The organism is Actinomadura meridiana, from assembly GCF_039537545.1.
In the GTDB taxonomy this organism is placed as follows: Bacteria; Actinomycetota; Actinomycetes; order Streptosporangiales; family Streptosporangiaceae; genus Spirillospora; species Spirillospora meridiana.
In genome coordinates, this window is record NZ_BAABAS010000006.1 from 140,750 (window position 1) to 163,646 (window position 22,897).

Annotated in this window: 26 protein-coding genes; 12 read left to right on the top strand and 14 right to left on the bottom strand. The window is 70.6% G+C overall.

Annotation, left to right across the window (positions count from 1 at the left end; genetic code table 11):
* Positions 1-28: 28 nt before the first annotated feature.
* Positions 29-343 carry a hypothetical protein gene (locus tag ABD808_RS13890; RefSeq protein ID WP_344895673.1) on the top strand — a complete coding sequence of 105 codons (315 nt, stop codon included), beginning with the start codon at positions 29-31 and terminating at the stop codon, positions 341-343.
* A 200-nt stretch (positions 344-543) separates the two neighbouring features.
* On the top strand, positions 544-1,710 hold the full coding sequence (locus ABD808_RS13895) for a methyltransferase domain-containing protein (RefSeq protein WP_344895676.1): 1,167 nt from the start codon (positions 544-546) through the stop codon (positions 1,708-1,710).
* 43 nt (positions 1,711-1,753) lie between these two features.
* Here the strand turns inward: ABD808_RS13895 and ABD808_RS13900 are convergent, their stop codons facing one another.
* On the bottom strand, positions 1,754-2,986 hold the full coding sequence (locus ABD808_RS13900; RefSeq protein WP_344895679.1) for an NAD(P)/FAD-dependent oxidoreductase: 1,233 nt from the start codon (positions 2,984-2,986) through the stop codon (positions 1,754-1,756).
* 225 nt (positions 2,987-3,211) lie between these two features.
* Positions 3,212-3,736 (bottom strand): EF-hand domain-containing protein, encoded by a 525-nt coding sequence (locus ABD808_RS13905; protein ID WP_344895681.1) that lies wholly within the window; start codon positions 3,734-3,736, stop codon positions 3,212-3,214.
* A gap of 174 nt (positions 3,737-3,910) precedes the next feature.
* Here ABD808_RS13905 and ABD808_RS13910 point away from each other — a divergent pair, with 174 nt between their 5' ends.
* Complete coding sequence (locus ABD808_RS13910) at positions 3,911-5,410, top strand: hypothetical protein (RefSeq protein ID WP_344895683.1); 1,500 nt, start codon at positions 3,911-3,913, stop codon at positions 5,408-5,410.
* 134 nt (positions 5,411-5,544) lie between these two features.
* Here the strand turns inward: ABD808_RS13910 and ABD808_RS13915 are convergent, their stop codons facing one another.
* Complete coding sequence (locus tag ABD808_RS13915; RefSeq protein ID WP_344895685.1) at positions 5,545-6,120, bottom strand: TetR/AcrR family transcriptional regulator; 576 nt, start codon at positions 6,118-6,120, stop codon at positions 5,545-5,547.
* Positions 6,121-6,211: 91 nt separating this feature from the next.
* Between ABD808_RS13915 and ABD808_RS13920 the strand changes: the two genes are divergently transcribed.
* A complete protein-coding gene (locus ABD808_RS13920) occupies positions 6,212-7,105 on the top strand; it encodes an SDR family oxidoreductase (RefSeq protein ID WP_344895688.1) in 894 nt (297 codons plus the stop codon).
* Between the two features lie 23 nt (positions 7,106-7,128).
* On the top strand, positions 7,129-8,652 hold the full coding sequence (locus ABD808_RS13925; protein WP_344895691.1) for an MFS transporter: 1,524 nt from the start codon (positions 7,129-7,131) through the stop codon (positions 8,650-8,652).
* Positions 8,653-8,709: 57 nt separating this feature from the next.
* Here ABD808_RS13925 and ABD808_RS13930 read toward each other — a convergent pair whose 3' ends face one another.
* From ABD808_RS13930 to ABD808_RS13955, 6 genes are all read right to left on the bottom strand, one after another.
* On the bottom strand, positions 8,710-8,862 hold the full coding sequence (locus tag ABD808_RS13930; RefSeq protein WP_344895695.1) for a hypothetical protein: 153 nt from the start codon (positions 8,860-8,862) through the stop codon (positions 8,710-8,712).
* 92 nt (positions 8,863-8,954) lie between these two features.
* On the bottom strand, positions 8,955-9,476 hold the full coding sequence (locus tag ABD808_RS13935; RefSeq protein ID WP_344895698.1) for a GNAT family N-acetyltransferase: 522 nt from the start codon (positions 9,474-9,476) through the stop codon (positions 8,955-8,957).
* Positions 9,477-9,487: 11 nt separating this feature from the next.
* Positions 9,488-10,987, bottom strand: coding sequence for an aldehyde dehydrogenase family protein (locus tag ABD808_RS13940; RefSeq protein ID WP_344895701.1), 1,500 nt, complete (start codon positions 10,985-10,987; stop codon positions 9,488-9,490).
* Between the two features lie 62 nt (positions 10,988-11,049).
* A complete protein-coding gene (locus ABD808_RS13945) occupies positions 11,050-12,408 on the bottom strand; it encodes a carotenoid oxygenase family protein (RefSeq protein ID WP_344895704.1) in 1,359 nt (452 codons plus the stop codon).
* Between the two features lie 37 nt (positions 12,409-12,445).
* A complete protein-coding gene (locus tag ABD808_RS13950) occupies positions 12,446-12,664 on the bottom strand; it encodes a hypothetical protein (protein ID WP_344895707.1) in 219 nt (72 codons plus the stop codon).
* 160 nt (positions 12,665-12,824) lie between these two features.
* The gene (locus tag ABD808_RS13955) at positions 12,825-13,646 is read right to left on the bottom strand and encodes an SDR family oxidoreductase (RefSeq protein WP_344895710.1); all 822 of its coding nucleotides are present in this window, start codon (positions 13,644-13,646) and stop codon (positions 12,825-12,827) included.
* Positions 13,647-13,727: 81 nt separating this feature from the next.
* Here ABD808_RS13955 and ABD808_RS13960 point away from each other — a divergent pair, with 81 nt between their 5' ends.
* Complete coding sequence (locus ABD808_RS13960; protein ID WP_344895714.1) at positions 13,728-14,345, top strand: TetR family transcriptional regulator; 618 nt, start codon at positions 13,728-13,730, stop codon at positions 14,343-14,345.
* Between the two features lie 7 nt (positions 14,346-14,352).
* Here ABD808_RS13960 and ABD808_RS13965 read toward each other — a convergent pair whose 3' ends face one another.
* The 3 genes from ABD808_RS13965 to nucS form a co-directional block, all read right to left on the bottom strand.
* On the bottom strand, positions 14,353-15,141 hold the full coding sequence (locus ABD808_RS13965) for a site-2 protease family protein (RefSeq protein WP_344895717.1): 789 nt from the start codon (positions 15,139-15,141) through the stop codon (positions 14,353-14,355).
* Between the two features lie 119 nt (positions 15,142-15,260).
* A complete protein-coding gene (locus ABD808_RS13970) occupies positions 15,261-15,674 on the bottom strand; it encodes a DUF3224 domain-containing protein (RefSeq protein WP_344895720.1) in 414 nt (137 codons plus the stop codon).
* 70 nt (positions 15,675-15,744) lie between these two features.
* Positions 15,745-16,425 carry an endonuclease NucS gene (nucS, locus tag ABD808_RS13975; protein WP_344895723.1) on the bottom strand — a complete coding sequence of 227 codons (681 nt, stop codon included), beginning with the start codon at positions 16,423-16,425 and terminating at the stop codon, positions 15,745-15,747.
* Positions 16,426-16,535: 110 nt separating this feature from the next.
* Here nucS and ABD808_RS13980 point away from each other — a divergent pair, with 110 nt between their 5' ends.
* On the top strand, positions 16,536-16,760 hold the full coding sequence (locus tag ABD808_RS13980; RefSeq protein WP_344895726.1) for a hypothetical protein: 225 nt from the start codon (positions 16,536-16,538) through the stop codon (positions 16,758-16,760).
* Positions 16,761-16,966: 206 nt separating this feature from the next.
* A complete protein-coding gene (locus ABD808_RS13985; protein ID WP_344895729.1) occupies positions 16,967-17,353 on the top strand; it encodes an SCO5389 family protein in 387 nt (128 codons plus the stop codon).
* Positions 17,354-17,451: 98 nt separating this feature from the next.
* On the opposite strand, the gene ABD808_RS13990 is transcribed toward ABD808_RS13985, so the two are convergent.
* On the bottom strand, positions 17,452-18,444 hold the full coding sequence (locus ABD808_RS13990; protein WP_344895732.1) for an LLM class flavin-dependent oxidoreductase: 993 nt from the start codon (positions 18,442-18,444) through the stop codon (positions 17,452-17,454).
* 45 nt (positions 18,445-18,489) lie between these two features.
* On the opposite strand from ABD808_RS13990, the gene ABD808_RS13995 reads away from it, so the two are divergent.
* The 4 genes from ABD808_RS13995 to ABD808_RS14010 all read left to right on the top strand — a co-directional run bounded on the left by ABD808_RS13995 (position 18,490) and on the right by ABD808_RS14010 (position 22,003).
* On the top strand, positions 18,490-20,064 hold the full coding sequence (locus tag ABD808_RS13995) for a 3-hydroxyacyl-CoA dehydrogenase family protein (RefSeq protein WP_344895735.1): 1,575 nt from the start codon (positions 18,490-18,492) through the stop codon (positions 20,062-20,064).
* Between the two features lie 13 nt (positions 20,065-20,077).
* A complete protein-coding gene (locus tag ABD808_RS14000; protein ID WP_344895737.1) occupies positions 20,078-20,389 on the top strand; it encodes an ATP/GTP-binding protein in 312 nt (103 codons plus the stop codon).
* A gap of 10 nt (positions 20,390-20,399) precedes the next feature.
* Positions 20,400-21,122, top strand: a complete 723-nt coding sequence (locus ABD808_RS14005) for an alpha/beta hydrolase (protein WP_344895739.1) — start codon at positions 20,400-20,402, stop codon at positions 21,120-21,122.
* An 89-nt stretch (positions 21,123-21,211) separates the two neighbouring features.
* Positions 21,212-22,003, top strand: coding sequence for an alpha/beta fold hydrolase (locus ABD808_RS14010; RefSeq protein WP_344895741.1), 792 nt, complete (start codon positions 21,212-21,214; stop codon positions 22,001-22,003).
* A 53-nt stretch (positions 22,004-22,056) separates the two neighbouring features.
* Here the strand turns inward: ABD808_RS14010 and ABD808_RS14015 are convergent, their stop codons facing one another.
* Complete coding sequence (locus ABD808_RS14015; protein WP_344895743.1) at positions 22,057-22,797, bottom strand: TetR/AcrR family transcriptional regulator; 741 nt, start codon at positions 22,795-22,797, stop codon at positions 22,057-22,059.
* Positions 22,798-22,897: the final 100 nt, after the last annotated feature.

The following is a 22,897-nucleotide window of genomic DNA, read 5'->3' on the forward strand; positions in this document are numbered from 1 at the left end:
GCGCGCGCGCTCTTTTTCAGTGCCGCCTGTGGAAGCGAAGATCGGGCACGGTCCGCAGCCGCCGATCCCGCAGCGGGACCGGGTCACGTTCCTGGTTCGGCTCTCCGAGATGTTCGGTCCGGTCGTCGGGCTGATGACGGCGTTCGCCGTCATCGACGGCTTCATGGTCCTCAACGTGATCTCGCAGAACCACGCCGAGCGCACGGTGACGGTCGGATGCGGCTACCGCGACGGGCGATGGTGGTTCCACTACGTCCACACGAATGAGCTGATCCGTCCGGCCGACGAGCTGACCGTGGCGGCGCACCACATCCGGACCCGGATGGAGCGGACGGGACGATGACGGGTGAGCGGCGGAGCGCCGCCGACCATCCGACCGACGCCCTCGTCCAGATCAAAACGGCGCTGCACAGCGCGGAGTGAGGAAAGGATGCACATCGAGATGGGGAAGCACGGCGGCAAGGACGAAGGCGACTCGCACCAGCCCGGTAGGCCGATCCCGCCACCGGAGAAGGATGAGAAGGGCAAGGGGGGCAAGGACAAATGACGGCCTCCACGGAGGACGCGGCGCGTAAGGCCGCCTCTGCCATCGAGCAGCTCGCCGACACGCTTTACGTCCGCGGTGACCTCGCCGACAAGCGCATACGTCGTGCCCTGCACGCCGCGCCCCGGCACCTGTTCGCCCCTGACCGCGCGTGGTGCGCGCCTGACGGGCCGGGATACAAGCGCGTCATCGACCGGCATCGCGATCACGACGACTGGTGGGACGCCGTCTACTCCGACGCGTCCATCGTCACACAGGTCGACGACGGTGCCGGTGACCCGGCGGGCGGAGTCGGGGAGGCGACGTCGTCGCTGTCGGCGCCCGGTGTCGTCGCGGCGTTCCTGGAGTTGCTGAACGTCCAGCCCGGCGACCGGGTGCTGGAGATCGGCACCGGCACGGGATGGACGGCGGCGCTCCTGACCGCGCTCGGCGCGCACGTCACCACGGTGGAGGTCGATCCGGCCCTCGCCGAACTCGCCGACGCGCGCCTGCGCCGCCACGGGTTCGACGTGGAGGTCCTCGCCGGGGACGGCGCCGAGGGGGCGCCCGACCGCGCTCCCTTCGACGCCGTCCATGTCACCTGTGGAGTCACGCGGGTGCCGTACGAGTGGGTGCGGCAGACCCGTCCGGGCGGGCGGATCGCCGCGCCGTGGATGCCGGAGTTCGGTGACGGGCACAAGGTGCTCCTCGCGGTCACCGAGGACGGCCGGGCGGCCGGGCGGCTCGCGGGCGGCGCCGAGTACATGATGCTCCGCGCACAGCGCACGAGTCTCGGGGACCGCATCGACACGTCACCCGCGAGGGAGACGTTGACGCGGCTGGACCCCCGCCGCGTCGCCTACGACGGCGGCGGCGCCCACGCCGCGATCGCCGGGCAACTGCCCGACGTGATGGCCGTGCCCTGGGAAGGTGCCCGGTTCGTCCTGGAACTGGCGGATGTCCACGGCACGTCATGGGCGCGCTGTGCCCGGAGCGGCACCGGCATGCACCGGGTTCACGAAGGCGGCCCCCGGCGCCTGTGGAAGGAGGTCGCCGACGCCTACCGCCGGTGGACGGCCTGGGACCGTCCCGGCCGGGACCGCTTCGGCATGACCGTGGGCGCCGACGTCCAGACCGTGTGGCTCGACGACCCCGGCAACACCCTCTGTTCTCGCACTCGTTCGTGAGGTGGGAGAGAGGACGCCTGGTGCGGATCGGCCGCGTGCCCGGTCAAGGGACGGCTACCGCCGCCATGTCCGTCACGCCCGCGACGATGCGGTGGACGTTCTCGTCCGAGAAGAACTCGGTAGGTGGGATGGCGCCACCGTACATCCGTGCGAACCCGTCCATTGCCCGTTGGTCGCCTCGCATGGCGACCAGTAGTTGCTCGAAGTCTTCCGGCAAGGGGCCGAGTTGGGCGAGTTGACCCGTGAACTCGTACATCGGAAGGGCGTGTCCGTCGCGCGCTGCCTGATAGGAGCCCATCGCCTCCTCGTAGGGCCGGGAGCCGGACAGTGCTTCGTCCACGGCGGTTGCGCACAGTTCCGCGTCGCGGAAGGCGTCGCTGATGCCCTGGGCCGTGACGGCGTCCTTGACGTACCCGGCGTCCCCGACCAGGGCCCAACCGGGGCCGAAGGGCCTGCGGAAGAAGTTGGGGAGGGACGCGCCGACGAATCGCGACTCCCGGCTGGCGCGGCCGATCCTTTCGGCGAACGAGGGCACCAGGTCGAGCGAGGCCGAGAATCGGCCTTCGACATCGGTCCTGTTGGCCCTGACCTCCGCGAACGGCCAGCTCACCGCGACCAGGGTCAGATCGTCGTGGGTGGGGATGGCCACGATGGCCCGCCGCGGTCGCACGTAGGTCTCGACGCGGTGGTTCATCGGCAGGCCACTCCAGTAGCTGTAGTACGCCGTCTCCAGGCGGGGCTTCTCGTGGTAGCGCTCGGGCCGTACCGCCCTGGCGACGGTCGAGCGCACACCGTCTGCCCCGATGACCACCCTGGCCCGTTCGGTGACCGTGAGCCCGTTCGCGCCGTGCCCGGTGATTCCGGTGACACGACCGTGGTCGACGACCACGCCCGTGACGGCGAATCGTTCCCGGACCTCCGATCCGGCCTCGGCCGCGGCGTCGACAAGGATCTTGTCCAGCACGGTCCGCCGGGGCGCGTAGGCGACGGGTGCCCGCTCGATGCCGGGGGCCCCGGTGATCACACCGGACCCGAAGTCGAACATGTAGGTGTCGATCGGCGGGCATCCGGTCTCCGTCAGCCGCTCCAGCAGACCCCAGCGACGCAGCGCCGCCACACCCGGCGGATGAAGCGCGTGGGTGGAGATCGTGTCGCTGGGAAAGGCCGCGCGGTCCAGGAGGAGCACCCTGTGACCCTTCCGGGCGAGATGCATCGCGGTCGGCGAGCCGCCGCACCGGGCGCCTACGACGATCACGTCGTACTGCTTTGCGGACATGGACACGTCCTTTGATCATGTCTGCTGGTTTTCGCGGGATCTCGCGTTGGATCGCGGGACGCTCGTCGCGTGGGGGCGGTCGAGTGCGGGAGGCGCGGAGCGCCGGGCGGAGAACACCGGGCGGGCACGCACCTCGTGCGTGCCCGCCCAGTGCGGCCGTGAGGCGACCCGGGAAAACGAGGGCGAATCAGGGATCCTCATGGCGCCGACGGTTCGGCGCGGGGGTCACCCCAGCAGCGGTGTGTCGAGCTCGCCCTCCACATAGGCCTTGATCGCGGCGCTCAGTTCTTCGACCGAGAGGTGTCCGTCGCCGTCGAGGTCGATCTTCCGGAACGTCTCGGTCGTGTCGGCCTTGACGCCGATCGCCTGGAGCCACCTGGCGAACTCCGGCTGGCTCACCCGGCCGTCGCCGTCGGTGTCGCACAGCTCCGCCATGGCGGTGATGTGCGGGCGCACCACGGCGGCCCATCCGGTGTCGCCCTCGCCGATGACGTCGTCGCCGATCCGCTCGAACTGTGCGCGGGTCACGGCGTCGACCGACCCCGCCTTTTCGGAGATGTAGGACCAGATGCCGTCATAACCGGATATTACGGCGTGGCCGCGCGGTGAGTTCTCCGATTCCTCGAACGCCCGAACGACCCTGCGCCCCTCGTTCTGGAAGTCCTCGCGTCGGAGTAGGCCGTCGCCGTTTTTGTCCCACAGGTCGAAACGGGTCGTGAGTCGGTCCTTGGCGAGCTGGGTTGTGGCCATGTTCTCTCCCCTGGAATTGCGCGATTGGGCATCTTGCCGAGGAAGCGTATCGTGATGATACGCTACGCAACGTAACATCGCCGAGGTTGATGAGCACGTGGCGGGAGCGTCAGTGCTTTGTAACCTTCTGGACATGGACGTCGACGGTAGGTCCCGACAAGGTAGGGAGAGCGTATGGAAAAGATCATGGAACTGCGGGACGCACGGCAGGCCGCGATCGGAAAGCACCCGTTCTTCGAATGGCTGAACGACAGTTCTACCGCGATCGAAGAACGGCTGACATTCGCGCCTATGGCGGCGTTCTTCGTCATGCAGTTCCGTGACATGAATCTGTGGGTGCTGCGCTTTCCGCAGACTCGTGACGAATATGAATGGATCATCAATCTCGGTACGCGTGAGGACGAGCGTCACTCCAGGATGTTCCTTGAGGACTGGCGCAAGCTGGATCTCGACGGGCGCCTGCGATGGTCGGCGAGCGACACGCTGTGGTGGCTCTTCCTGTCACCCGATCAGGAGGTCTTCCGTCGCAGCGGCATCGAGTTCATCTCCCTGGCGGTCGCGGACGGCGACGACGCGCTCATCCGCTTCGGCCACTCCGAGGCGGGTGAGGCGACCGGGCACGTCATGCTCGGCAACACCGCCACGATCACCGAGTCCCTCGCGGAGAAGACGGGTCTGACCTACCGGTACTTCGGCCCCTATCACCTCGAACTGGAATCCGGGCACGTCGCCAACACCGAGGGCGTCTTCGAACGGGTCGTCCTCGACCCGCGCCGCCGCGCGGAGTCCGTGGAAGCGTGCAACCGCATGTTCGACATATTCGAGCGGATCTTCGACGGATTCCTCCGTTACGCCAGGACCTATGTCGATACGGGGACGGTTCCAGAGCGCTCGGCGGCGCCGTCGGCCACGGCCGAGTGGACGGCGCCGCCGCTGGAGATCAAGCCGAACGACCAGCGGGGGATCAGGGTCGCGCGGCGGCTCGCGCAGCGGAAGGCGCAGGTCGCCGCCCACCCCTTCTACGACTGGCTGCGCGAGGCCGACGGTCTTTCGGCGCGGCAGAAGCTCAACCGGTTCATCCCGATGTGGGTCATGGACATCCTGGGCTATCGCGATCTGAACCGGTACGCCATGACCTACCCCTCGCCCAAGGACACGGCCGAGCAGGCGGTCAACACATGGGCGGCCAGGCTGTCCCGGCACAGCGGCCTGTTCCTGTCGGACTGGGACGCGCTCGGGCTGGACGCGATTCTCGGACACTCCGCCAGCGACGCGCTGGAGTTCCTCTTCCTCGACCAGGACATGGACCTGCACCGCCAGAACATGATCGAGTTCGTCAAGCTCGCGCTTCGCCACCGCGATCCGGCGGTTCGATGGTGGATGATGGCCGCCCTTGAGTCGACCGGTGAACAGTTCTTCGCCCACACCCGAACTCTCGCCACCACGGTCGAGGCGGAGACCGGGCTGCGCCTCGACTACCTCGCCGGTCGGCACGACCCGTCCGACACCTGCGCCAACACGGGCGGCGACCAGGACGGGGTTCCACCCGCGCCACTGTCCGCCGAGGGGTTGGAGGCCGCTCTCCGGGTGGTCGACCACGTATTCGACTCGATGGAGGCGCAGCTCTGGAGGTCGCTGGCGGTGGCGCGCGCCAACAAGTTCAACGTCCCCTAACAAGGGCCCGGATGTCCGGACCAGCACGATGCCTGCGCAGGCCCAGACGCGCCCCGTCCGAACGGACGGGGCGCGTGTTGGTGCGGTGCCGTCGTGGACACTCGGCCGCGTCCGCCGCGCTGGTCACGGCCTGGTCAGCGCGGCTGCCGGGGGTGGACGTCGTGGAGGAGGGCCGCGGCCATCTCGCGGGGGTTGAGGTGGGCGGGGTCACGGCCGGTCATGATCCAGAAGAAGGTGGGGCCGATCAGGAGGGCCGTGGCCTGGTCTACCGGGACCTGTTGGCCTGTTGCTCGTTCCAGGATGGTGCGGGCGCTGGCGCCGAGGACGTCCTTTGAGGCGAGTAGTTCGGCCACGGCCTTGTCGTGTTGGGCCTCGCCGATGAGGGCGCGGTAGGCGGCTCCGGCGGGTGAGTGGGCGAGGAAGTGGGCGAGCGCTTCCAGGTAGGCGGTGAGGTCGTCCAGGGGAGTGCCCGTGGGTTCTGTCGCCAGTTCCTCTTCGGCGTCTGCCGCGCTGGCCTCCAGGAGGATCTCGGCCTTGGTCGACCACCAGCGGTAGACGGTCATTCGGGAGACGCCCGCTCTCTCGGCGATCCCCTTCATCGTCATGGCCGCGTAGCCGACGTCGAGCAGTAGGTCGTCGACCGCGTGCAGGACGGCCTCCCTGGCCTGTTCGCTGCGGGGGCGGCCGGCTCGGATGCGTTCCTTGTCCACCGGACCATCATACCTGGACATGGTGTCTCGTATATGTGTTACTGTTTCGGTACACTGTGACTCGAAATATGGTTCGGAGGAGGTCGTCGTGATGAGGGTCTTCGTTACCGGGGCCAGTGGCTGGATCGGGTCCGCCGCTGTGGATGAACTGGTGGGTGCCGGTCATGAGGTCGTCGGGCTCGCTCGGTCGGACGGGTCGGCGGCGGCGCTGGAGGAGAAGGGGGTCGAGGTGGCGCGGGGAGATCTTGATGATCTTGATTCGCTTCGGGTCGGCGCGTCGGGTGCCGGGGGCGTCGTCCATCTGGCCAACAAGCACGACTGGGCGAATCCGGCTGAGTCGGATCGGGCCGAGCGTGCCGCCGTGCGGACCATGGCGGACGCGCTGGAAGGCACCGGGCGTCCTTTCGTGGTCGCGAATGCGCTGAGTGGGTTGGTCGAGGGGCGGCCCGTTGTGGAGACGGATCCGTCGCCCGCCGTGGGGCCGGGGTCCGACCGGGGTGGGAGCGAGAACCTCGCGCTCGACTACGCGGCTCGTGGGGTGCGGACGGTCATCGCTCGGTTTGCCCCCTCGGTTCATGGGGCGGGTGACTGGGGGTTCGTCACCTGGCTGGTGGAGGCGGCTCGGCGGGCTGGGTTCTCGGGCTACATCGGGGACGGGTCGACGGTGTGGTCGGCCGTTCATCGGTCTGACGCGGCGCGGCTCATCCGGTTGGGGCTGGAGAAGGCTCCGGCCGGGTCGCGGCTGCATGTCGTCGCTGAGGAGGCCGTTACGACTCGGGCCATCGCCAAGGCCATTGGACGGGCGCTCGGTGTTCCGGTGGGGTCGGTCGACCCGGGTGACGCGTCCGCGCACTTCGGGATCGTCACCGGGTTCTTCGGGACGGACCTGACCGCCACGAGCGCGATCACCCGCCGGACGCTCGGCTGGACGCCGTCGGGGCCGACCCTGGTCGCCGACATCGCCGCGGGCGCCTACACCCCCTGATCTCTTCGTGGACTGGAGTTCTCGTGTCTGACCTTGATCCGGCGGCGTCCCGTGCCCGGCCCGTTCGCGAAGGGGTCGTGCTGGCGTGCGTCTCTCTGTGCACGATTCTGGTCGTGGGCTTTGTGGCCTCGATCAATCTGGCGGTGCCCAAGCTCGCCGAGAGCGGGCTGAACCCGTCGTCCGCCCAGCTTCTGTGGATCGTTGACGCCTATGTGGTGTTCTTCGCGTGCCTGGTGATCCCGGCCGGTGCCGTGGGGGACCGGTACGGGCGCAAAGGGGTGCTGCTGGCCGGGCTGCTGATCTTCGCGGTGGGCGCGGCCGTTTCCGCCGCCGCGACCGGGGTGGCGATGATGCTCGTCGGACGGGCCGTCACCGGTGTCGGCGCCGCGTGCGTGCTGCCCAACGGGCTCGCGGTGCTCATCCATGGCACCCGGCCGTCCCGGCGTTCGCACGCGATCGCCGTGTGGGCCGCGATGACCGGGGTCGGCGGCGTGGTGGGCAACGTCGGCGGCGGCGCGATCCTGAGCGCCGGGTCGTGGCGGTGGTTGTTCGTGGCCATCGTGCTGCTCGCGACGGTCTGCGCGATCTGGGCCGCCGTGGCGGCGCCGCGCAGTGAACGGCATGACCGTGATCTGAACCCACGGGCGTCCCTGTTGCTCACGTTCGCGACGCTGGCGCTTCTGGTCGGGATCATCGAAGGGCCTGAGCACGGTTGGGGCAGTGCGGTGGTGGTCGGTGCGTTCGCGGCGTCGCTCGGGCTGTTCGCCGCTTGGGCCTTCACGGAGATGCGTGCGCGGCATCCGTTGCTGGATCCGCGGCTGTTCCGTATCGGGGGGCTGCGGGCCGCCTGTCTGGGGATGCTCGTGGCGTTCTTCGGGATGTTCGGGCTGTTCTATCTGAACGCGTCGCTGTTGCAGTACGGGCGTGGGTTCAGTGTTTTCGAGGCTGGGCTCGGTGTCATTCCCATGGTCGTGGCGCCGGTCGTCGCGTCGCGGTATGTGCCCGCGCTGGTGGGCCGGGTTGGTCGTCCCGTTGTGCTGGGGGCCGCGTTCGTCGCCATTGGTGCCGGGCTGTTCGGGCTGGCGACGGCCATCGACGGCGGTTACGTCTGGTACGCGGCCTGGCTCGTCGTCATCGGGGTCGGGATGACGTTGGCGTTGCCGTGCCTGACGATGTCGATCGCCGCCGCGCTGCCACGGGCGCAGGCCGGGGTCGCGGGCGGCCTCCAGTCGACGACTCGGGAGCTGGGCAGTGCTCTCGGGGTGGCGGTCATCGGGACGATGGCCACGTCCAACTTCATCCATCGCCTGCCCGCCGGGGCGCACGGGACGCGCACCGTAGCTGACGCCCTCGCGGTGACGGACCCGTCCCGGCACGGCGCGGTCATCGACGCCTACACGGCGGGCGCGGGCGCCGCGCTGAAGGTCGTCGCGGTGCTGGTGCTGGTCGCCGGGGCACTGGTGCTCACCGACATGCTGTGGGCGCAGCGGCGTAGCCGTGCCGCCACGCCGGTCGCCGAGAAGATCGCCGAGAAGGTCGCGAAATGAGACGCGCCCCCGTCCGTTCGGACGGGGGCGCGTGGTGGGGCGTACAGGCCGGGGGCGTCACCGCTTGAGGGCCTTCGCGATGCGGACGCGGCGGGCCCTCTTGGCCTCGTTGCGCAGCTCGCTGACGCGGTCCTTGATGATGACGTTGCTGAAGTCCGGGCGGATCATCGCGCTCTCCTCGTTTCCCGCCGGGCCCTCTCGGCCCGACATGTACAAGGTTCGTCCTAAGGCCCCACCCCGCACATCGGGACGACGCCTTATCTGAGCGCCTTAGGACGGCTTAGATCCGTCCCCGGGGGCGCTTAGGCGATCTCCACGAAGCCGAGGCTCTCGTAGAGGCGGCGGGCGCGGTGGTTGCGGCGGGTCACGGCGAGGGTGACGGTGTCGTGGCCCTGGGCGGCCAGGGCGTGCATGACGGCCTGGATCAGCGTCCGGCCGAGCCCGTGGCCCGTGTGGGATTTCGCGACGAACAGGAACGCCAGGAGCGGGACGCCCTTGTAGAGGGTTACCAGCGCGCCCGCCACGGGACGGCCCTCGTGCTCGGCGACGAACGACGCCGTGGGCAGGAACGTCCCGTACTCGCCGTTCAGGGTGAGCCGGATCTCGCGTACCGCGCCCGCGAGGTCACCCACGTCGGCCTCGTCGGGGGTGCCCCGGTAGGCGTCCCACATCGGGGCGGCGAGCGCGACGGCGTCGGTGACGGCGAGCGGACGCAGATTCGGCGAGAGCGGAGGCGGAGGCGAGGGCGAGGGCGAGGGCGAGGGCGGAGGCGGCGCGCCGAGGGACGCCTGGAGGTGGCTGCGGACGGGCGTCCCGGAGGTCATGGGGCCTCCGGTCAGCGCTTGTAGCGGCGGGCGTGGAACATGGTGATCAGGCCGAGGACGCGGTTCATGTCCTTGTCGGTCCGGGTGAACGAGGTCAGGTTCATGGCCGAGAAGCGCTGCCTGCTGATGGCCTTCGGACGGGCGAACTCGCGCAGGCCGTCCGGACCGTGGATGCGACCGAAGCCCGACTCGCCGACGCCGCCGAACGGCAGCGCGGGGATCTGCGAGGTCGCCGCGAAGGCGTTGATGGACGTCATCCCGGACCGCATCCGCCGCGCGGCGTCCATCGCGCGGGACTTGTCGCCGGAGTAGATCGTCCCGGCCAGGCCGTAGCTCGACTCGTTGGCCTTCTCGACGGCCTCGTCGAGGTCCTTGACCCGGTGCACGGTGACCGTCGGGCCGAACGTCTCCTCGCGGACGGCGGACGAGTCGTCCGGCACGTCCGCCAGCACGACCGGCTCCACGTACGGCCTGCGCACGGACTCGGCGCCGCCGACGACGGCCGTGGCGCCCCGGGACAGGGCGTCCTGGATGTGGCGTTCGATGATGTCGAGCTGGCCCGGCATCGTGATCGGTCCGTAGGCGGCCTCGCGGTCGAAGCCGGGCCGCAGGTCGCGGGCCTTGTCGGTGAGCTTGCCGAGGAAGGCGTCGTAGGCGTCGTCGACGACGTAGATCCGTTCGACGGCGATGCAGGTCTGGCCCGCGTTCGCCATGGCGCCCCACAGCGCGGCGTCGGCGGCGGCGTCCAGGTCGGCGCCGGAGTCGACGATGCAGGCGTCCTTGCCGCCGCACTCGGCGATGATCGGGGTGAGGTTCTCGGCGCAGGCGGCCATCACACGCTTGGCGGTGCGGGTCGAGCCGGTGAAGGCGAGCTTGTCGACGCCGGGGGAGGAGGCGAGCGCCGCGCCCGTCGCGCCGAAACCGGTGACCGTCTGGAGGACGGGATGTTCGGGGACGACCGCCGCGACCAGCTCGGCGAGGTACACACCGGCGCCGGGCGTGAACTCCGACGGTTTGAACACCACGGCGTTCCCGGCGGCGAGCGCGTAGGCGATCGAGCCCATCGGCGTGACGACCGGGTAGTTCCACGGGCCGATCACGCCGACGACGCCGAGCGGCTGGTACTCCAGCACGCACTTCTGGTTGATCGCCATGATGCCCGGGTAGACGTTGCGCGGCCCGAGGACCTTCGAGGCGTTGCGGGCCGCCCAGTCCAGGTGCGTGATCGCGAGGATCGTCTCAAGCTGGGCGTCCTGGAGCGGCTTGCCGGTCTCCTCGTGGATGAGCTGCGCCATCCGGTTGAGGTTGCGGGTGAGGGAGCCCTTGATGTTCAGCAGCCGGAGCCGCCGCTCCTTCCACCCGAGGGCGCCCCACCATCCGGCGGCCTCGCGGGCCCGTTCGACGGCGGCGGCGACGGCGGCGTCATCCTGGACGGGGTGCTCGGCCACGACCTCCCCGGTGGCCGGATTCAGCGACGCGAACGTCTCGATGCTCTCCGTGGCCACGGACATAGGGACCTCCCGGGGGAGTCAGTGCCTACTTGCACACCATGGATACCGGTCAGTAAACCACCCTAGGCCCCGGGCGCCGCGTCGGGGATCCAGCTTCCGTGGAACCCGGCCGGGACGCGGCGCGGCAGCCGCACGCCCGCGACGCGCGTCAGGTCGGAGGCGTCCAGGACGACCAACTCGGAGCCGGTGCGGCCGGTGACGATCGACAGCAGGGTGCCCTCGTCCTCAGCTTGGGCGTCCGGTGCCGGGACGAACACCGCCTCGCCCACATGCGCCCCGGACTCGAAGCCGTGTTCGGACGAGGCGTCGTCGCGCAGGTCGTACTTGACGATCGAACTGCCCGCCACCGCGTAGAGGTAGCGGTGTTCGCGGCCCGTCCGGGAGTCGTCGTGGGTCGGGAACTCGACGCCGCGGTCGTCGACCTGCTCCTCGGACGCCCGTCCGGTCGCGGGGTCCAGGACCCAGCGGTGCAGCTTGGAGGTCAGTGACTCGGCGGCCTTCGCGGCGGGGTCGGGGGCGCCGCCGATGGACGTCCACGTGGCGGCGAACGTCTCGGGGCTGTAGCGGACGCCGTCCAGCACGATCCGACCGGCGGCGTCCTCGTGGGCGTTGCCGACGTGGAAGACGTAGCAGGGATCGACGTCGAACCACCGCACGCCACCGGACCCGTCGCGGGGCATCACGCCGAGCCGCGCGCCGTAGCCGTCGTCCCAGCGGTACGGCATCCCGGACTTCCCGGACAGGGCCAGCTCCAAATCGAACATCACCGGCAGGTCGAGCCAGACGACGTTGTGCTCCGTGATCGCGAAGTCGTGCATCATCGTCGGGCCCGGCACGTCGATCTCGCGGCTCTCGACCAGCGTCCCGTCCGCGGACAGCCGGTGGTAGGTGAGGTAGGGCGGGAAGACGCCGTACCCGAAGAACAGCAGGTCGCCGGTGACCGGGTCCTCCTTGGGATGCGCGGTCATCGCGGTGGTGAGCCGTCCGCCGAAGTCGTGGGGGCCGACGGTGTCGAGCTCCGGCGTCAGCTCGTAGGGGAAGCCGGACTCGACCAGCGCCCAGATCCTGCCCGCGTGCGGGACGACATGCGTGTTGGCCTGGACGGCGCGCCGGTCGAAACTGAGGTCGTCGCGGACGAACTTCGCGCGCTCGGTGAACATCGTCGTCCTGACCCAGCGGTTGCGGTACCACTCGGCGCGGCCGTCGCGCAGCCGCACGCCGTGGATCATCCCGTGGCCGTTGAACCAGTGGCGGCTCGGCTCGCCGGGCTTCGGGTTCGGGCCGTTGCGGAAGTACCGGCCGGTCAGCTCGGGCGGCAGCGTGCCGGTGATCCTGAGGTTGTAGGCGTCCGTCTCGTCCGGGACGGGAGCCAGGGCGCCGTCCAGCCAGGTGGCGGGATCGGCGGCGATGCGCTCTTTCATCGCTGTGTCCTCCGGAGTCCAATGTATAGCGGGACGGTCAGCAGGGCCGAAGGTTTTTCTCGGGCGCCTCGCCCTTCGCGGCCTCGGCCGTCGAGCCGGCCGTCGAGTCGAGCTGGGCGAGGTGCCGCCTACGCGCGATCTCGGGGTAGCGGGCGGCGATGACGGCGGGAACGGTGAACCCGGCGACCTTGACGGCGACCAGCAGCGCCGTGCTCTCGGGCGCCCAGTGCTGGACGCAGCCGAGCGCCACCGCCACGACGGTGAACGCTTGGCGACGGGCCGCTTGGCGACGGGGCGCTTGGCGACGGGGCGCTTGGCGACGGGGCGCTTGGCGACGGGGCGCTTGACGACTGCGCGTAGGGCGGAGCCGGCCCGAGGGTGGCCGGGCTCCGCCCGCATGTTCTGGTGCGTCCCGGTCAGCAGAAGTCGTCGGCGTGGTCGGCGGCCCACTCGGCGAACGTCCGGCCCGAACGGCCGGTGATGCGCTCGACCTCCCCGGTCGGCTCCGCCGGGTGGTCGACGGACTCGGCGCGCAGGCGGAGCAGGACGTCGGCGATGCCCTCGCGCATGTAGGGGCGGGAGAGCAGTTCCTTGCGCGCCTCCTCCGGCGTGATCTCCTCGAAGCGCACCGGACGGCCCGTCGCCTGCCCGATGAGCCGGAGCTGCTCCGGCCGCGTGAGCGCCTCGGGGCCGCTCAGCACCGGCCGCGCGCCGACGAGATCGTCGGTGAGCAGGGCCTTCGCCGCGACGGCCGCGATGTCACGCTCGTGGATCATGGTGGTCCGCCCCGCCGCGTACGGCTCGCGCACGGGGTCGCCCGCGCGGATCGCGTCCCGCCAGGCCAGGGCGTTGGTCGCGAACTCGCCGGGACGGGTGAACGTCCACTCCATCCCGGAGTCCTCCACCGCCCGCTCGATCCGCAGATGGCGCACGGCGATGTCGTTGGACGGGTCGGGATCGAGGGCGGCGGCCGACGACAGCACGACGACGCGGCGGACGCCGTGGTCGACGGCGCGGGCGAGCAGGTCGTCCGCACCGTTCCAGAACGCGGCGGGGTTGAGGAAGATCGCGGTGACGCCGTCCATCGGCGGCTCGTCGGAGTGGGCCACCTCGGCCTCGCCGGGCAGCCGTGCCGAAGCGGGGTCACGGGACAGCGCGCGGACCTTGGCGCCCGCGCAGAGCAGCTCGCCGACGACATGGCGGCCGACGTTTCCGGTGGCTCCGGTCACAAGAATCATGCCGCCATGTTCAACCGTTTGGATGAATATGTCAAACATACGGATGGTTGAGAGTGTGACGTGGCCGGATAGCATGGCAACGTGACCGAAACCAGCAGGCGGCCGCGGCGGGCCCCGGCACCGGACGAGCGCAAGCTCGACGCCGAGCGTTCCCGGCGGCTGCTGATGGAGGCCGCGCTGGACGAGTTCTCCGCCAAGGGCTTCGCGGGCGCCCGCGTCCAGGACATCGCCGACCGCGCGGGCGTCAACAAGCAGCTGATCAACTACTACTTCGGCGGCAAGGAGGGCCTGTACTGCGCGCTCGGTCGCCGCTGGCTGCGGCTGGAGTCCGAGTTGAACGACCCCGGCTGCCCGTTCGAGGAGGTCCTGGTCCGGTACCTGCACCATGTGCTGGACGACCCGCGCGGGACGCGGCTCAGCGCGTGGCGGGCCCTCACCGAGGAACTGCCCGACATCCCGTCCGTCGAGCGCGAGGACCTGTCCGACCTGGAACGCCGCCAGCAGGCGGGCGAGCTTGCCGCCGACCTCGACCCGCCCGCGGTCATGCTCGCGTTGATGGCGCTGGTCGCGGCGCCCGTCACGATGCCGCTGGCCGTCCGCCGCGTGTTCGGCGTCGACCCGGATTCATCCGAGTTCCGGGAACGTTACACCGAGCAGCTCCGCTGCATCGTCCGCCACCTCGCGGGCGGCGCGGAGTAGATCAGGGTCAGTCGTTCCACCACTGGAACAGCGAGTAGCCGAACTGGATCGGCAGCTCGTCCAGCCCCAGCACGTCCGTGATGTTGTAGACGAGGTCGAAGAACGCGTTGTTGATCGGATCGATCCACAGCAGCGCGATCAGGCCGAGGAAGACATAGCCGCCGTACGCCTGCGCCTGGTCGACCCAGCGGCGCGGCAGATACGGCTCGACGATGCCGAAGCCGTCCAGCCCCGGGATCGGCAGCAGGTTCAGCAGCGCGGCGGTGACCTGGAGGAACGCCAGGAACGCCAGGCCCAGCCAGAAGACGCCGTGGTCCTGGTGGGCGAAGTTCTTGTACATCACCGCGAGCATGATCGCGAACACCGCGTTGGACAGCGGGCCCGCCGCCGAGATCAGGCTGTGGCGCAGTTTGCCCCGGATCTGGTGCCGGTCGATCCACACCGCGCCGCCGGGCAGGCCGATCCCGCCGAGCAGGATGAACACCACCGGGATCACGAAGCTGAGCAGCACGTCGGAGTACTTCAACGGGTTCAGCGTGAGGTAGCCCTTGGCGATGACGCCGCGGTCGCCCGACCGGAACGCCATGTAGGCGTGCCCGAATTCGTGCAGACACAGCGACAGCACCCACGCCGACAGCACGAACCCGAACACCGCGAGCCGCGCGGGCCTGGACGGGTCGTTCTCGTACCGCCAGGCGATCAGGCCGCACAGGACGGTCGCCGCGACGATGGCGAGGAACACCGGACTCGGCCGGACCGCCGAATCCCCTCGTTTCCCGTGGGCAATTCCCGTCATCGTCCCCGGCCCCTCTCGCCACGCGGTTCCCCGGGTGTCCCGTCCCGCCTGGGCGGCGTCGCGTCGGTGGTGACCGGGGGCATGCCTGAACATTACCGGCAGTACGCCGTCGTCCCGTCCTAGTCGAGGGTGTACTCCAGGCCCCAGGTGTGGGTGCCGTCCTCGGTGACGGTGATCTGGCCGACGCCGCGGATGCCCGCCAGCTCCCCGGTGCCGGACGTCGGCACGATCAGCCACCGCAGCCACTGCGTGTCGGACGTGCCGTCCTCGCTGCCCGCGCTGTGCTGGAGGATGAACCCGCCCTCGCGGCCGTGCAGGATGCCCTGGACCCGCTCGATCCCCACGTAGGCGACGGGCCCGGCCGCCGTCTCCACGGTGATCAGTTCGGTGGTGCTCGTCCCGACCAGGTCGCCGTGGAAGGTCTTGCCGACGTGGACCCGGGTCAGCTTGCTGCCGTCGCGCTCGTTCTCGTCGTAGGGCTTCTCGGCGTCCCACGCTTCGATGTCGAACGTGCCGCTCGCTTGAAAGGTCATGTCCGCAATCATGCCGGTCCGCACAGCCGGACCGACTCAGAACGCGGACGGGCTCCGGACGAGGGCCGGTTCAGAACAGGGTGCCCTCGTGCTCGATGCCGCGCAGCGCGTCGTAGTCGAGGGTGACGCAGTCGATGCCGCGGTCGGTGGCGAGGACGCGGGCCTGCGGCCTGATCTCCTGCGCCGCGAACACGCCCCGGACGGGCGCGAGATGCGGATCCCGGTTCAGCAGCTCCAGGTAGCGGGTGAGCTGCTCCACGCCGTCGATCTCGCCGCGCCGCTTGATCTCGATGGCGACGGTGGCGCTGTCGGCGTCCCGGCACAGGATGTCCACGGGACCGATCGCGGTGGGGAACTCGCGGCGGACCAGCGACCAGCCGTCCCCGAGCGTGGTGATGTGCTCGGCGAGCAGCTCCTGGAGGTGCGCCTCGACGCCGTCCTTCTGGAGGCCCGGGTCGATGCCCAGCTCGTGGCTGGTGTCGTGCAGGAACTCCTCGATGGTGAGGATCAGCCGCTCGCCCGACTTGCCGTGCGTGACCGTCCAGCGGGCGACGGCGCCGTTCTCGTCGTGCGGCTCCTCGCGCAGCGAGCACGGCGGGTTCATCCAGTTGAGGGGCTTGTAGGCACGGTCGTCGGCATGGATGCTGACGCTCCCGTCCGCCTTGATCAGGATCAGGCGGAGTGCCATCGGCAGGTGGGCGGTGAGCTTTCCGGCGTAGTCGACGCTGCACCGGGCGATAACGAGACGCACGGCGACCAACCCTAGTGCGGGCGGTCGGCTAAGGCGGCCCGACGGCGATATAGGGCGTCCTGCCGATGTGCTGGAAGGGGCCTTAGGACGAGTCTCTTCACTGCCGGGTCGTGACGTTCGACCCGGGGTACCTGGGAGGGGCCGTGTATCACCACGACATCATGCAGTCGATCATCCGGGATCGGGCGCACGAGCGACGGGCGGAGGCCGAGGCCGTCCGGTCCGGACGGCTGGTGCGCCGCGCCCGCGAGTACTGGGCGGAGCGGGCCGAGCGGGCCGCGTCCCGTCCGGCCCGGCGGCGTGCGTCCAGGCACGGCGCGGCCCCCGCGCGTTGAGGTGCGAGCCGCGCGTTGGTGTGGGTCGCGCGTTGACGTGAGTCGCGCGTTGACCAGCCGAGCCTTGTCGGAGACGCGCTGAGGGCCCGGCGCGCGGGGGCCGCCGGGGCCCGGCATAGCGGAATGAAAACCTTTGTCAAGCCTGGAATTGTGCGGGGACCGTGATTAGCGTCGAAGCATCCGACGTCTGCGAAAGGACCCCCGCAATGTCACTGGACGTGACCCCGGAACTCCTGGAGGCGGCGAAGCAGGGCGAGGTCGGCGACGCGGAGTTCGTCGAGTGCGTCAAGACGTCCCTCCCCTACGCCTGGGAAATGATCAGCGGCCTGGTGGCGCGGCTACAGGTCGACGGCGGCGAGTTCGCCGACAACCAGACGCCCCCGCCCGACGAGCAGGCCAGGGGCCAGCTGCTGAGGGCGCTCGCGAGCGACGCCATGCGCGGCGCGCTTGAGCGCTACTTCGGCGTCAAGCTGGCCTTCCAGAACTGCCACCGCGTCGCCGTCTTTCCCGGCGGTGGCTCCGACTCCTACCGCACGTTCGTGACGGCCCGCGAACAGATCCTCAACCAGTCGCCCGAACTCCGCGACTGCTGATCGACCGCGCGGCGCGCCCGGCCGTCGGCGCGCCGCGCGCCACTCATCACCCCGTCACTGGTCAATCCGTCACTGTTACCCCGCCGCGCGTCACTCCGTCACTGCGGCGGGAGGGCGGCGCGTACCTTGGGCAAGACCTCGGCGCCGAGGCGGGCGATGTTCTCCAGTGTGGCCTTGCGCGATCCGGCGGCCTCTACCAGCAGGATCAGGTGGCGGATGCCGGTGCGTTCGACGGTCGCCACCAGCGACTCGGCGCAGTACTCCGGCGAACCCACTGGGTGTAGCTCGCACATCCGTTCCGCGTAGGCGACGGGGTCGCGGGACGGTCTCGGACGATCGTCGACGGCGACGTACCCGTCCAGGCCGGGGCCGAGCCAGCGCGGCATCTCACGCATGAGCGTCGCGACGGCCTCTTCTCGTGTGTCCGCGACGTGCGCGACGTGGGCGGAAACGTGGGGAACGTCTGGCAGGCCGTGGCGGGCTACGGCGGCGGCCTTCTCGTCCGGTCCGATGTGCATGCCCAGGAGCATCGGCAGGCCGCGTTCCGCCGCCAGCGTCTCTGTGTCTCGTGAGGTGCACGCGACCGTCACCGGGGGCGGGACGAGCGCGCGCGGCACCACCGGCACCTCGCGGAATTGGAACGCCTCACCGGCCCACGCGAGCTGGTCGGAATGCAGCCACGCCAGCAGTAAGTCCAGCGACTCGGCGAAACCGTGCTCGTAACGGTCGAGACCGGTACCGAACACCTCCAGATCGCGCCACGGGCCGCCGCGCCCGACGCCCAGGCGGAACCGTCCGCCGGACAGCAGCGACAGCATGGCCGCCTGCTCGGCCAGCGCGACCGGATGCTGGGTGGAAAGGACGCTGACCGCCGTCCCCACGTCGATCTGGCCGGTGGCGGCCAGCAGATGCCCGGCCATGACGGTCGCTGACGGCACCACCCCGTACGACATGAAGTGGTGTTCGGCCAGCCACACGTCGTCGAACCCGGCCCGTTCGGCGGCGACCGCGGCGTCAACGGTCCTGATCAGGGCGGCGGCGTCGTCCTGGCCGGGGAAGCGGGCGGCGAGGAGGAAGATTCCGAGGCGCACGCCCCCGTCGTACCCGCCTTCCGGGAACCTGCGAAACTGCCGTCCATGACTGGTCGTTCGTTCAGCAGGGTCGGGGTCGTCGGACTGGGGACGATGGGCGCGGGCATCGCCGAGGTCCTCGCGCGCGGCGGTCTCGCCGTCGTCGGCGTCGAGATCAACGAGGACGCGCTGGAACGCGGGCGCGGCCACCTGAAACGCTCGACCGGACGGGCCGTCCAACGCGGACGGCTCACCGAGGAGGGGCAGCGCGACATCCTCGGACGGGTCACGTTCGCCACCGGTTTCGAGGGCCTCGCCGAGTGCGATCTCGTCATCGAGGCCGTCCCCGAACGGCTCGACCTGAAGCACACGGTGTTCGCCGAACTCGACCGGGTGTGCCGCGACGACGCCGTCCTCGCCACGAACACCTCCTCGCTGTCGGTGACCGAGATCGCGGCGGGCACGGGCCGTCCCACCAGCGTCGTCGGCGTGCACTTCTTCAACCCGGCGCCGGTGATGAAGCTGGTCGAGGTGATCGCGACCGTCCGCACCGAGCCGGACGCCGTGTCCCGCGTCGCCGAGCTGGTCACGAGCCTGGGCAAGACGCCGGTCACGATCGGGGACCGCGCCGGGTTCGTCGCCAACCGGCTGCTGTTCGGCTACCTGAACCACGCCGCGACCATGCTGGACTCCGGGCACGCCACCCGCGACGACATCGACGCCGCGATGCGGACCGGCGCCGGGCTGCCGATGGGCCCGTTCACCTTGATGGACCTGATCGGCCTCGACACCTGCGTCCAGGTCCTGGACGCGATCTACGCCGAGTCCCGCGACCGCAGGTACGCGGCCGCGCCGGTGCTGCGCGAACTGGTCACCGCCGGGCTGCTCGGACGTAAGAGCGGCCGCGGTTTCTACTCCTACGACCCGGCCGAAACCCCAGCCGCGGCCCCAGCCCCGGACGGCCCGCCGCCGGTCGTCGGGCTCGTCGGCGTCGGCCCGCTCTCCGACGCGATCGCCGCGCTGTGCGAGCGCGCGGGCGGCCGGGTCCACGACTCCGCCGCCGAGCTGTCCGGGTGCGACCTGGTCATCGAGGCCGCGCAGGACGCGGAGGCGGGCCGGGCGCTGCTGTCCACCGCCGCGCAGGCCGTGAAGCCGGGCACCGTGCTCGCCGTCACGTCCGTGGACGGCTCCGTGATCCGGCAGGCCATGGCGACCGGGCGTCCCGCCGACGTCGTCGGCCTGCACCTGCCGGACCCGTCCGGCACCCTCGCCGAGATCGCCGCCACGGTCGCGACCGCCCCCGGCACCGCCGTCCGCGCCGCCGCGCTCCTCGGACGCCTCGGCCTCACCACCGTCCGCTGCCGCGACCGCGCGGGCCTCATCGTGGACGCCCTCCGCTTCCCGTATCTGAACGACGCCGCCGCCATGCTCGGCGCGGGCTACGCCGACGCCGCCTCGATCGACGCGGCGATGACCCTCGGCTGCGGCTACCCGACCGGCCCGATCGCCGACCTCGACCGGCTCGGGCTCGACCGGGCCGTCACCGTCCTGCGCGCCCTCCACGCCGAGACCGGCGACCCCGCCGTCACACCGGCACCGCTACTGGTGGAACACGTCACAGCGGGAGTCCCGCTGCGCTGAATATCCTCGTGACATGAGCCCCCGCAAGAACCGTCGTGCGGTTTCCGGTCGTCCGGACAGGTCCGGCGGCTCGTGGGTTCAGGAGACCGAGGCGGCGGCGGACGGGGAGTGGAACGTCCGGGCCGTGTCCGGGGCGGGCGCCGTCAAGGCGTACCGATGTCCCGGATGCGACCAGGAGATCCCGCCGGGCGTCGCGCACGTCGTCGCCTGGCGGACGGACGACCGTTCGGGCGACGACCGGCGGCACTGGCATCGGCCCTGCTGGCAGGCACGGTCCCGGCGCTCGCCCCGCGTCCGGCGGTCACGCGACGCACCCCGCTACTAGAAGGAGACCCATGGCGGAGATCAGGGCGGCCACCGTGCTGCCGGCGCGGCGTGAGGAGATCACGCTGCACACGTCCGACGGCCTGGAACTGGTCGGCGAGCTGGCGTCGCCCGTGACGCGGCCGCCGGTGGCGACGCTGGTCTGCCTGCATCCGCTGCCCACGGCGGAGGGCATGATGGACAGCCATGTACTGCGCAAGGCGTCCTACCGGCTGCCCGCGCTCGCCGATGTCGCCGTGCTGCGGTTCAACACGCGCGGGACGACGTCGGCGCGCGGCACGAGCCAGGGCGAGTTCGGCGAGGGCGAGACCGAACGGTTCGACGTGGCGGCGGCGCTGGAGTACACCGAGTTCCACGACCTGCCGCGTCCGTGGCTGCTGGGCTGGTCGTTCGGCACGGAACTGGCGCTGAAGTGGGGGCGCGACCCGCTGGTGGAGGGCGTGATCCTGCTGTCGCCGCCGCTGAAGCGCGCGGGTGACGCCGACCTGGACGCCTGGGGCGACGACGGGCGGCCCGTCGTCGCGCTGGTGCCGGAGTTCGACGACTACCTGCGTCCGGCGGAGGCGCGGGAACGGTTCAAGCGCGTCCCGCAGGCCGAGGTCGTCGCGGTCGACAAGGCCAAGCACCTCTGGGTGGGGGAGCCGTACGTGCGGATCGTTCTGAACGAGATCGTGAAGCGGGTGGCGCCCGCGGCGGCCCCACTTCCCATCGAATGGGATGAAACGGACGAATAACCGCGCGGCCGGTCACGGCCACTCCGGTCGGTCAGGACCCGGGAGCGGGTAGGCGAAGGGCGAACCCTCGACCTCCGGGAGGACCTCCGGTGACCGTGCAGCTGTACGCCCGTGACGTCGGTTCCGGCACACCGCTCGTCCTGCTGCACGCGTTCCCGTTGTCCTCGGCGATGTGGCTCGCCCAGCGGGAGGGGCTCGCCGCGCGTTTCCGCGTCGTCACCCCTGACCTGCGCGGTTTCGGCGGGTCCGTGCTCGGCGACGACGATCCGTCGATCGACGCGATGGCCGACGACGTCGCCCGCCTGTGCGAGCGGATCGGCGTCCGGCGGGCCGTGGTCGGCGGGCTGTCGCTGGGCGGGTATGTGGCGATGGCGCTGTGTCGGCGGCATCCCGACCTCGTCCTCGGGCTCGTGTTAGCCGGTGCCCGCGCCGGGGTGGACGTCGCGTCCGTCCGGGAGGACAGGCTGCGGCAGGCCGGACGGCTCGACGGCGACGGCACCTCGACGGTGCTCGTGGACGAGGTGCTGCCCGCGCTCGTCGGGCCGACCACGTTCCGGCAGCGGGCGTTGGTGTACGGGCGTGTGCGCGGGCTCGTCCAGGCCACTCCGCCGCGCGCCGCCGCCTGGGCGCAGCGGGCCATGGCGGGACGGCCCGAGGCGTTCGGCGCGCTCCGCGACCTGCGGGTGCCCGCACTCGTGCTGGTCGGGGACGAGGACACCCTCGCCACCGAGGCCGAGGCGCGCGTCATGGCCGACGCGATCCCGAACGCGGAACTGCTCGTCATCCCGAGGGCCGGGCACTTGTGCTCCGTCGAGCAGCCGGACCTTTTCAACCAGGCCGTCGCCGACTTCGCCGCCGCCCTCGCCCGCACGGGCCGCTAACCACCCTGGTCGACCTTTTTCGGCGTTCTGGTGGCGTCCGCCGAAACCGTGATCTAGCTGGGGTTTCGCCGAGTGAGGGTGTCGACGCCGTCCAGGACGCGGTCCAGGCCGAAGGCGAACTCGGCGTCCGCGTCGTCCTGGTCGTCGTCGATGGCTCCGGCGGCGAGGGCCGCGCTGACCGCGGGGAAGCGCCGGACGTCGATGAGCCGCGCGAGCGCGCTCGCGTAGTGGATCGGTGGTCGCTGGTCACCGGCCGCGTGGATGCCCGCCGCCAGGCTCGCCCAGTTCCGCACGACGCCCCCCAGCAGCATGATCACCGACAGTTTCTCGCTCTCGGTCAGGCCGGTGCCCCGCAGTTGGGTGAGGCCCCGTTCCAGCCAGGCGATCTGGTTCGGCGCGATCGGCGGGCCCGGGATGGGCACCTGCAAGATCCAAGGATGTCGGCGCAGCACGGCCAGATAGTCCCGCGCCCACAGCGAGAGGCCCGGACGCCACTGTTCCGGGTCCGCCTGCTCGTGGACGGGCGGGGGGCCGGTGGCCGCGTCCACCATCAGGTCGAGCAGCTCGTCCTTGGCCGCGACGTACCGGTACAGCGCCATCGTGGAGACGCCGAGTTCCTTGGCGACCCGCACCATCGACACCGCCGCCAGGCCGTCGGTGGAGGCGACCTCGACGGCGGCCGCGACGATCCGCTCCAGCGTCAGGCCCGGCCGGGGCCCGGGGGGCGTGCGGCCGCGCACACCCCAGGCGGCCTCGATGCTCGCCGGGAGCCCGGTGCCGTCGCCATCGCTCATGCGAGCCTCCGCGGTTGCCACTTCTCGACGATGTGTGTATAGCATACGCAATCAGGTTTATGGGTTACGCGATTACGTGTACACCTTAAGCAGATGGCGG

Excerpts from the sequence above, each read along its gene's own strand:
- ABD808_RS14015 (WP_344895743.1), bottom strand. The coding sequence starts at position 22,797 with ATGAGCGATGGCGACGGCACCGGGCTCCCGGCGAGCATCGAGGCCGCC.
- ABD808_RS14005 (WP_344895739.1), top strand. The coding sequence starts at position 20,400 with ATGGCGGAGATCAGGGCGGCCACCGTGCTGCCGGCGCGGCGTGAGGAG.
- ABD808_RS13985 (WP_344895729.1), top strand. The coding sequence starts at position 16,967 with ATGTCACTGGACGTGACCCCGGAACTCCTGGAGGCGGCGAAGCAGGGC.
- ABD808_RS13920 (WP_344895688.1), top strand. The coding sequence starts at position 6,212 with ATGAGGGTCTTCGTTACCGGGGCCAGTGGCTGGATCGGGTCCGCCGCT.
- ABD808_RS13900 (WP_344895679.1), bottom strand. The coding sequence starts at position 2,986 with ATGTCCGCAAAGCAGTACGACGTGATCGTCGTAGGCGCCCGGTGCGGC.
- ABD808_RS13940 (WP_344895701.1), bottom strand. The coding sequence starts at position 10,987 with ATGTCCGTGGCCACGGAGAGCATCGAGACGTTCGCGTCGCTGAATCCG.
- ABD808_RS14000 (WP_344895737.1), top strand. The coding sequence starts at position 20,078 with ATGAGCCCCCGCAAGAACCGTCGTGCGGTTTCCGGTCGTCCGGACAGG.
- ABD808_RS13955 (WP_344895710.1), bottom strand. The coding sequence starts at position 13,646 with ATGATTCTTGTGACCGGAGCCACCGGAAACGTCGGCCGCCATGTCGTC.
- ABD808_RS13905 (WP_344895681.1), bottom strand. The coding sequence starts at position 3,736 with ATGGCCACAACCCAGCTCGCCAAGGACCGACTCACGACCCGTTTCGAC.
- ABD808_RS13935 (WP_344895698.1), bottom strand. The coding sequence starts at position 9,476 with ATGACCTCCGGGACGCCCGTCCGCAGCCACCTCCAGGCGTCCCTCGGC.
- ABD808_RS13965 (WP_344895717.1), bottom strand. The coding sequence starts at position 15,141 with ATGACGGGAATTGCCCACGGGAAACGAGGGGATTCGGCGGTCCGGCCG.
- ABD808_RS13945 (WP_344895704.1), bottom strand. The coding sequence starts at position 12,408 with ATGAAAGAGCGCATCGCCGCCGATCCCGCCACCTGGCTGGACGGCGCC.
- ABD808_RS13910 (WP_344895683.1), top strand. The coding sequence starts at position 3,911 with ATGGAAAAGATCATGGAACTGCGGGACGCACGGCAGGCCGCGATCGGA.
- ABD808_RS13970 (WP_344895720.1), bottom strand. The coding sequence starts at position 15,674 with ATGACCTTTCAAGCGAGCGGCACGTTCGACATCGAAGCGTGGGACGCC.
- ABD808_RS13995 (WP_344895735.1), top strand. The coding sequence starts at position 18,490 with ATGACTGGTCGTTCGTTCAGCAGGGTCGGGGTCGTCGGACTGGGGACG.
- ABD808_RS13895 (WP_344895676.1), top strand. The coding sequence starts at position 544 with ATGACGGCCTCCACGGAGGACGCGGCGCGTAAGGCCGCCTCTGCCATC.
- ABD808_RS13930 (WP_344895695.1), bottom strand. The coding sequence starts at position 8,862 with ATGTCGGGCCGAGAGGGCCCGGCGGGAAACGAGGAGAGCGCGATGATC.